The organism is Nocardioides stalactiti, from assembly GCF_014180715.1.
Taxonomy (GTDB): domain Bacteria; phylum Actinomycetota; class Actinomycetes; order Propionibacteriales; family Nocardioidaceae; genus Nocardioides; species Nocardioides stalactiti.
The window spans coordinates 20,530-27,284 of the sequence record NZ_JACEFC010000056.1 but is presented as its reverse complement, the minus strand read 5'-3'; the positions used below and the strand labels follow the sequence as shown (position 1 = coordinate 27,284).

Here is a 6,755-nt window from a genome sequence, read left to right as displayed (position 1 = left end):
GGCTGCGCCCGATCCCTACTCGCCGTCCGCCGAGACCGAGTGCTCGGTCGAGGTGCCGTCGGTCGTCGAGCCGGGAGACCGCGTGGTCATCCGGGTGTCCGTCGCGTCCAACACGCCGACGCCGCCGACCGGTGAGATCGACGTGGAGATCCTCGCTGTCCCCGGTGGCAAGTCGCTCTTCTCCAAGACCGTCGCCTACAGCGGCGGCGTGAAGAGGATCGTCGGCCCGGCGCTCCCGGACGACGAGAAGTACGAGGTCACCACTCGCTTCCGTCCGAGCGACGACAGCTTCCTGCGGTGCCGGGTCAACGCGCTCTTCGCCGTCGACAACGCCACCGACAACAACGGGCCGGACGACAACGACAACGGCCCCGACGGACTGCTTCCCGACACCGGTGGCCCGGCCATGCTGTGGCTGCTCCTCGGCGTCGGCCTGGTCGGAGGAGGCGCCGGTGCGGTCGTCTACTCCCGCCGCCGTTCGGCCGCCGTCCCGGCCTGAGATCTGCCGATGCCGTCGCTGCGCTGTCCCTGTGCCACCACGATCCGTGGTGAGGACGACGACGACCTGGTCCAGAAGGTGCAGGAGCACCTCGCAGCCGAGCACCCGGGTCGCGAGTACTCGCGCGAAGAGATCCTCTTCATGGCGATGTGAGGGACTCCCTCACACCGCCCCGGTCAGGCAGGTCGTTCAGGCCGGGTAGATCGCCGGCAGGTCCGACGACCGGCCCGTGAACTCGGGCGAGCGCTTGCCCAGGAACGCGGCGACGCCCTCCTTGCCGTCCGCGACGGACGTCCAGTACATCGCCAGCGAGTCCGACAGGTGCGCCTCGAGCGGGTGGTCCGCCGCGCCGTTGCGGTAGAGCATCTGCTTGGCCAGCGCCAGCGCGACCGGGGACCGGTCCTTGACGAACGAGCGCGCCAGGTCGAGCGCCGTCGGCAGCAGGTCGTCGGGCTCGTGCAGGCTGCGGACCAGTCGGCCGGCGAGCGCCTGCTCCGCGGTGAGGATGTCGGCGGAGTAGACCCACTCCAGCGCCTGCTGGATGCCGACGATGCGCGGCAGGAACCAGGTCGAGCACGCCTCCGGGACGATCCCGAGGCGGCCGAACACGAAGCCGATCCGCGCCTTCGACGACGCCAGTCGGATGTCCATCGCGAGCGTCATCGTGGCGCCGATGCCGACCGCCGGTCCGTTGATCGCGGCGATGACCGGCTTGGGGAGCGCGTGGATCGCGAGCGTCACCTTGCCGCCCGTGTCCCGGATCCCGGTGTCGTACGGCGCCTGGTCGTAGGCCGCCCGGAACTCCTCCGGGGTGGGGGAGAGGGTCTCGTCGAGGCCGAAGACGTTGCCGTCGGCGGAGAGGTCCATGCCGGCGCAGAACGCCCGGCCCGAGCCGGTCACCACGACCGCACGGACGGCGTCGTCACGAGCGTCGGTGAGGAACACCTGCTCCAGCTCGCGGGCCATCGTCAGGTCGAACGCGTTGAGCGCGTCCGGCCGGTGCAGCGTGAGGAGGGCGACACCGTCCTCGTCGACGGTCCACTCGAGGGTCTCGTAGGTGCTCAACTGCCTGCCACTCCTGCCTTGGTGCACTGCTTCTTGGTGATGTCGTCGGTGCGATCCTCGATGATCGCGTCGAAGAGGGGGCGCCCGCGCTCCTCGTCGAGGGTGTTCGCCGAGCCGTCGGTGACCGGCATCGTGCACGTCAACCCGTCGCTGCCGACCTTGCCGATGGCCAGTGCCCACTTCGCGATCGCGATCGGGCCGGTGCCCTCGCCGAACGCGAAGAAGGCCGGGACGGCCTGGTTGAGCCGCCAGTAGCGGATCGGGTTGACCACCGACCAGGGCGAGAGGACCTTCGTGCCGATCGCGGCCACCACCTCGCGCTGGCGGCCGACCCGGTCCAGGTCGCCCAGTGTCGTGGCGCGGGTCCGGGCGTAGGCGAGCGCGACCTCGCCGTCCGCCTCCTGACAGCCCTTCTTCTTGATGTTGAGGCCGGCCTTGGGGTCCTTGATCTTCTCCTTGGGGCAGATCTCGATCCCGCCGACGGCGTCGACGACGCCGGCGACCCCGCCGAGGCCGATCTCGACGTACTCGTCGATCCGGATCCCGGTCTGCTCCTCCAGTGCCTTCACCAGCGCGGTGGGGTCGCCCGGGTCCCAGTAGCCGTTGATCTTGCGGCCGTCGACGATCCAGTCCCGCGGGAACGACAGCAGCACGTCGGGGCCACCCGAGCCGGTGTGCAGCATGAGGATCGTGTCGGCGAGGCTGCTGGAGGGGTTGCCCGTGTTGAACTTCTTGCGCTCCTCCTCGCTGAGGTTGGCGCGGGAGTCGTTGCCGACCATCAGGTAGGTGGTGCCGGGCTGGTCGTCGGGCCGGTCACCGTCGGGCTCGAACGCGATCTTGTCGACCCGTGACCAGGTCCACAGCGGGACGGCGACCAGGTAGACCACCCAGAGCAGCACCATCACCAGGACCAGGACGACCCAGGTCTTGGGGCGCGACCAGATCGACCGGCCGGAGCGCCCCGGAGGAGGAGCCGCCGGCGGCTGGTACGGAGGTGGGTAGGGCGCTTGGTAGGGCGCTTGATAGGGCGCCGGCTGGTGTCGTGGCTGGGTCGGGATCCGCCGGGTCGGCTCGGGCCGCTCCGGCGTCGGTCCGCCGGCTCGGTCGCCGTACATCCAGTCGAAGTCGCGGTCGGAATTGCCGCCGGAACCACCCGGCGTGCCGCTGGGGCCCTCTGCCATGAGGAACGACGCTACCGTCTGGTCCGTGGAGAACGTGTTCGAGGCCCGCACCCCCCGCTACTCCCGCATCGAGCTGGCCCAGGTGACCGCACGCTCGCAGGCCAACCTGCTGGGCAACATCCACGGCGGCGAGATCGTGAAGCTGGCCGACTCCGCGGCCGGGGTCGTCGCCCAACGCCACAGCGGCGGCCCGGCGGTGACGGCGGCCCTCGACGAGATGGCGTTCCTCGAGCCGGTGCGGGTCGGCGACATCGTGCGCGTCTTCGCCCAGATCAACTGGGCGGGCCGCTCCTCGATGGAGATCGGCGTGCGGATCGAGACCCAGCCCTGGGACGACGCCACGACCGACGGGCTCCACGTCGGGTCGGCCTACTTCGTCTTCGTCGCGATCGACGGTGCCGGTGCGGCCCGTCAGGTCCCGCCCCTCACCCCCGAGACCCCGGCCGACGAACGCCGGATGCGCGAGGCCGACATCCGGCGTGCCCACCGGCTCGCGAAGCGCGCCGAGATCGAGGCCGGCCGCTCCGGCCACTGAGGACCTGCACTAGGCCCCGTCCGTCGCCACCTCGGTCAGCACCGCGGCGACGGCCGCGACCGTCGCCGGCAGCGGGGGCGCGCCGTAGGTCGTCACCTGGATCCGGCGCGCGGCGCCGGGCACCAGCCGTCGTACGACGTCGGGGTGGCGGTGGGCGCGCAGTGCGAGGCCCGGCAGCACGGTGACGCCGAGTCCACTGGCGACGAGGGATTGGACGGCGACGTAGTCGTCGCTGGCGAAGGCGATCTCGGGGGTGAAGCCGGCCTGGTCGCAGAGCNGCGATCTCGGGGGTGAAGCCGGCCTGGTCGCAGAGCGCCAGCAGCTCGCCACGGCAGCGCTCGCACCCGGTGACCCACCGGGTCCCGGCCAGTCGGCCCAGGTCGAGCGGGCCGTCGCCGAGGTCGAGCCCACGGGCCGCGACCAGGAAGAGCGGGTCCTCGGCGACGGTGACGGCGGTGACGCCGTCGGGCTCGGCCTGGCCGGGATAACCGAACGTCAGCGCGACGTCGGCCCCGCCGTTGCGCAGCAGCGCGAACGCCTCGGGCGGCTCCGCCTCGACCAGGTCCAGGGTGATGCCCGGGTGGCGGGCGCCGAGGAGGCTGACCGCAGCGGGCACCAGGGTCGCCGCCGCCGACGGGAAGGCCGCCAGCCGGACCTGGCCGGACTGGAGGCTCGTCGACGCGGCGAGCTCGGCCTCGGCGCGGGCCAGCAGGGCCAGGACCTCCTCCCCGCGCCGGGCGAGGCGCTCGCCGTCGGGCGTCAGCCGGACCCCGCGTCCGACGCGCTGGAGGAGGACGCTGCCCGTCTCCACCTCCAGTCGGCGCAGGTGGTGGGAGATCGTGGGCTGGCCGTAGTGCAGGGACGCGGCAGCGGCCGACACGGTGCCGGTGCGGTGGAGGGCCACCAGGGCCTCGAGCCGCTTTACATCGATCATGTCGATGATTATGCGTCAAAAGATCTATTGGACCGATATGTCGTCGAGGAGCGACAGTGGGGAGGTGCCCCAGCTGACCTTGTCCGCCATCGAGTCCGCCGGCGCGATCGTGGCCCGTGAGCTCGCCGCGACCCCGCTCGTGCGCCACCCGCTCCTCGACCGCGCGGTCGGCGCGGAGGTCCTCGTCAAGCACGAGCACCTGCTCCCCACGGGCTCGTTCAAGGTGCGCGGCGGCGTCCACCTCGCGGCGCGGCTGACCGCGGCCGAGGAGGCGCGCGGGCTGGTCACCTGCTCGACCGGCAACCACGCTCAGTCGGTCGCCTTCGCCGCCCGACTCGCCGGCACGCACGCCACGATCGTGATGCCGCGGTGCTCGCCGCAGGTCAAGCGCGACGCCGTGGTGGCGCTCGGGGCCGACGTGGTCATCCACGGCGCCACGCTCGGCGAGGCCGCCGCGCACGCCCGCAGCATCGCCGTCGGCCGGGGCGCGCCGTCGTACGTCGACACCACCGACCCGCGGATCATCCTCGGTCACGCGACCGGTGCCCTCGAGCTGTTCCGGGAGGCAGCAGCCCTCGACGCGGTCTACGTCCCCGTCGGCAGCGGCACCGGCGCTGTCGGTGCATGCCTGGTGCGCGACGCCCTGGCGCCGGGGTGCCGGGTCGTGGGGGTCCAGTCCTCCGCGGCCCCCGCGGTCTGGCGGTCGTGGCGCTCCGGGGTGGTCGAGAGCGCGCCGGCGACGACCCGCGCGTCCGGCCTGGCGACCTCCAACGGCTACGCCTCGACGCTTCCCCACCTCCGCGCCGGCCTCGACGACTTCGTGCTCGTCTCCGACGACGACCTCGACCGGGCCGCCGGGCTGCTCGCGTCCTACGCGCAGACCGTCGCCGAGGGCGCCGGCGCCGCCTCGCTCGCCGGTCTCCTCGCGGCTGCCGACCGGCCCCGCCGGGTCGCGGTGATGTGCACGGGCGGCAACGCTTCGGCCGACGAGATCGCACGGCTCGGCGCCGCCTGACCGCGTGTCGCGCGGGTGTGACCCGTGTGACTGGTGATACTTGGCGGGTCACTGCTCCCTTCCCCAGCAGGAGAGACGCCCGCATGGTCGACCTCACGGCCCTCCCCGGCCACGCCCGCTCGGCGAGCGTCGCCGAACGGGCTGCCCGGGTGCGGTTCCGGCGCGCGCTCGCGCTGATGGCGATGACCCTCGTCGCGCCGGGCTCGGCCCAGCTGGTCGCCGGTAACCGGCGGGTCGGCCTCATCGCCCTGCGGATCTGGGTCGGGACCCTCGTCGTGGGCGCGGTGCTGCTCCTCGCGATGCTGCTCGACCGCCGGGTCGGGTTCCGGCTCGCGACCAACATCGACCTGCTGCTCCTGCTGTGGCTCGCGCTCATCGCCGGCGCCGTCGGCTGGGCTGCCCTGTTCGTCGACGCCTGGCGGATCGGTCGCCCGCTCAGCCTGCGCATCCAGCACCGGCGCGCGGTGGTCGGCCTCAACGGCCTGCTCTGCTTCGGTGTCGCCGGCACCCTGCTCTTCGGTGCCCACCTGGTCAGCATCCACCGCGACTTCGTCATCGCCGTCTTCGGCGACGGCGAGGTCACCGACGCCCACGACGGCCGCTACAACGTGCTGCTCCTCGGCGGCGACTCCGGTGCCGGTCGCTGGGGCCTGCGTCCCGACTCGATGACCGTCGCCTCGATCGACGCCGAGACCGGACGGACGATCCTCATCGGGCTGCCCCGCAACATGGCGAACTTCCCGTTCGCGGAGGGCTCGGTGATGGCCGAGGAGTTCCCTGACGGCTTCGACTGCGAGGGCTGCTACCTCAACGGCGTCAGCACCTGGGCCGAGGACCACACCGACCTGTTCGGCGACTCCGACACCCCCGGCATCGACGCCACGGCGATGGCCGTCGAGGGCATCACCGGGCTCCCGATCAACTACTGGGCCATGGTCAACCTGGCCGGCTTCAAGCAGCTCGTCGACGCGGTCGGCGGGGTCACGCTCAACGTGCGGCAGGCGATCCCCGTCGGCGGCCTCGGCGACGACGTGACCGGCTACATCCAGCCGGGGAAGCAGAAGCTCAACGGCTTCGAGGCGCTCTGGTTCGCCCGCGCCCGTCAGGGGTCCGACGACTACTCACGGATGGCCCGGCAGAAGTGCGTCATGAACGCCATGCTCCAGCAGATCAGCCCGCAGTCGGTCCTCACCAACTTCGGTGACCTGGCCCAGGCGTCCTCGGACATGTTCTCGACCAACCTGCCGCCGTCCGAGGCCGACCGCTTCATCGACCTCGCCCTCAAGGCCCGCGGCCAGAAGATGTCGACGCTCTCCCTGGTGCCGCCGTTGGTCAACACCGGCAACCCGGACATCGACCTCATCCACGACAAGGTCGACGAGGCGATCGACCGGGCCGAGGGCGACGGCGACGGGCCGTCGAGGAAGCGCAAGAAGAACGCGTCGGTCACCGGAGGGTCGATCGGCTCCCTCAGCGAGGGCTACGCGGCCAACCAGGCCGACGACCTCGCGGCTGCCTGCTAGCGG

General features: G+C 72.0%; 8 protein-coding genes and 1 pseudogene. 5 read left to right on the top strand and 4 right to left on the bottom strand.

Features of this window, described 5'->3' with window-relative positions; translation table 11 throughout:
- Positions 1 to 499, top strand: a 499-nt coding sequence (locus tag H0487_RS12655) for an LPXTG cell wall anchor domain-containing protein (protein ID WP_183094590.1), incomplete at its 5' end; no start/stop codon positions are given.
- Positions 500 to 508: 9 nt separating this feature from the next.
- Positions 509 to 652: a DUF1059 domain-containing protein gene (locus tag H0487_RS12650; protein WP_183094589.1), complete on the top strand. Its 144-nt coding sequence runs from the start codon at positions 509 to 511 to the stop codon at positions 650 to 652.
- 36 nt (positions 653 to 688) lie between these two features.
- Here the strand turns inward: H0487_RS12650 and H0487_RS12645 are convergent, their stop codons facing one another.
- Together H0487_RS12645 and H0487_RS23890 are read right to left on the bottom strand one after the other, a co-directional pair.
- Complete coding sequence (locus H0487_RS12645) at positions 689 to 1,564, bottom strand: crotonase/enoyl-CoA hydratase family protein (protein ID WP_183094588.1); 876 nt, start codon at positions 1,562 to 1,564, stop codon at positions 689 to 691.
- Positions 1,561 to 2,745, bottom strand: a complete 1,185-nt coding sequence (locus H0487_RS23890; RefSeq protein ID WP_183094587.1) for an LCP family protein — start codon at positions 2,743 to 2,745, stop codon at positions 1,561 to 1,563. Before H0487_RS23890 ends, H0487_RS12645 begins: the two co-directional genes overlap by 4 nt.
- A 25-nt stretch (positions 2,746 to 2,770) precedes the next feature.
- On the opposite strand from H0487_RS23890, the gene H0487_RS12635 reads away from it, so the two are divergent.
- Positions 2,771 to 3,280 (top strand): acyl-CoA thioesterase, encoded by a 510-nt coding sequence (locus H0487_RS12635; protein WP_312855929.1) that lies wholly within the window; start codon positions 2,771 to 2,773, stop codon positions 3,278 to 3,280.
- 9 nt (positions 3,281 to 3,289) lie between these two features.
- Here H0487_RS12635 and H0487_RS23885 read toward each other — a convergent pair whose 3' ends face one another.
- Both H0487_RS23885 and H0487_RS24470 read right to left on the bottom strand, forming a co-directional pair.
- Positions 3,290 to 3,610 carry a LysR substrate-binding domain-containing protein gene (locus H0487_RS23885; protein ID WP_312855930.1) on the bottom strand — a complete coding sequence of 107 codons (321 nt, stop codon included), beginning with the start codon at positions 3,608 to 3,610 and terminating at the stop codon, positions 3,290 to 3,292.
- Between the two features lie 46 nt (positions 3,611 to 3,656).
- Positions 3,657 to 4,214: pseudogene (locus H0487_RS24470) on the bottom strand (LysR family transcriptional regulator); the annotation flags it as partial.
- A gap of 64 nt (positions 4,215 to 4,278) precedes the next feature.
- On the opposite strand from H0487_RS24470, the gene H0487_RS12625 reads away from it, so the two are divergent.
- On the top strand, positions 4,279 to 5,229 hold the full coding sequence (locus tag H0487_RS12625) for a threonine ammonia-lyase (protein WP_183094585.1): 951 nt from the start codon (positions 4,279 to 4,281) through the stop codon (positions 5,227 to 5,229).
- A gap of 83 nt (positions 5,230 to 5,312) precedes the next feature.
- Complete coding sequence (locus H0487_RS12620) at positions 5,313 to 6,752, top strand: LCP family protein (RefSeq protein ID WP_183094584.1); 1,440 nt, start codon at positions 5,313 to 5,315, stop codon at positions 6,750 to 6,752.
- Positions 6,753 to 6,755 lie beyond the last annotated feature (3 nt).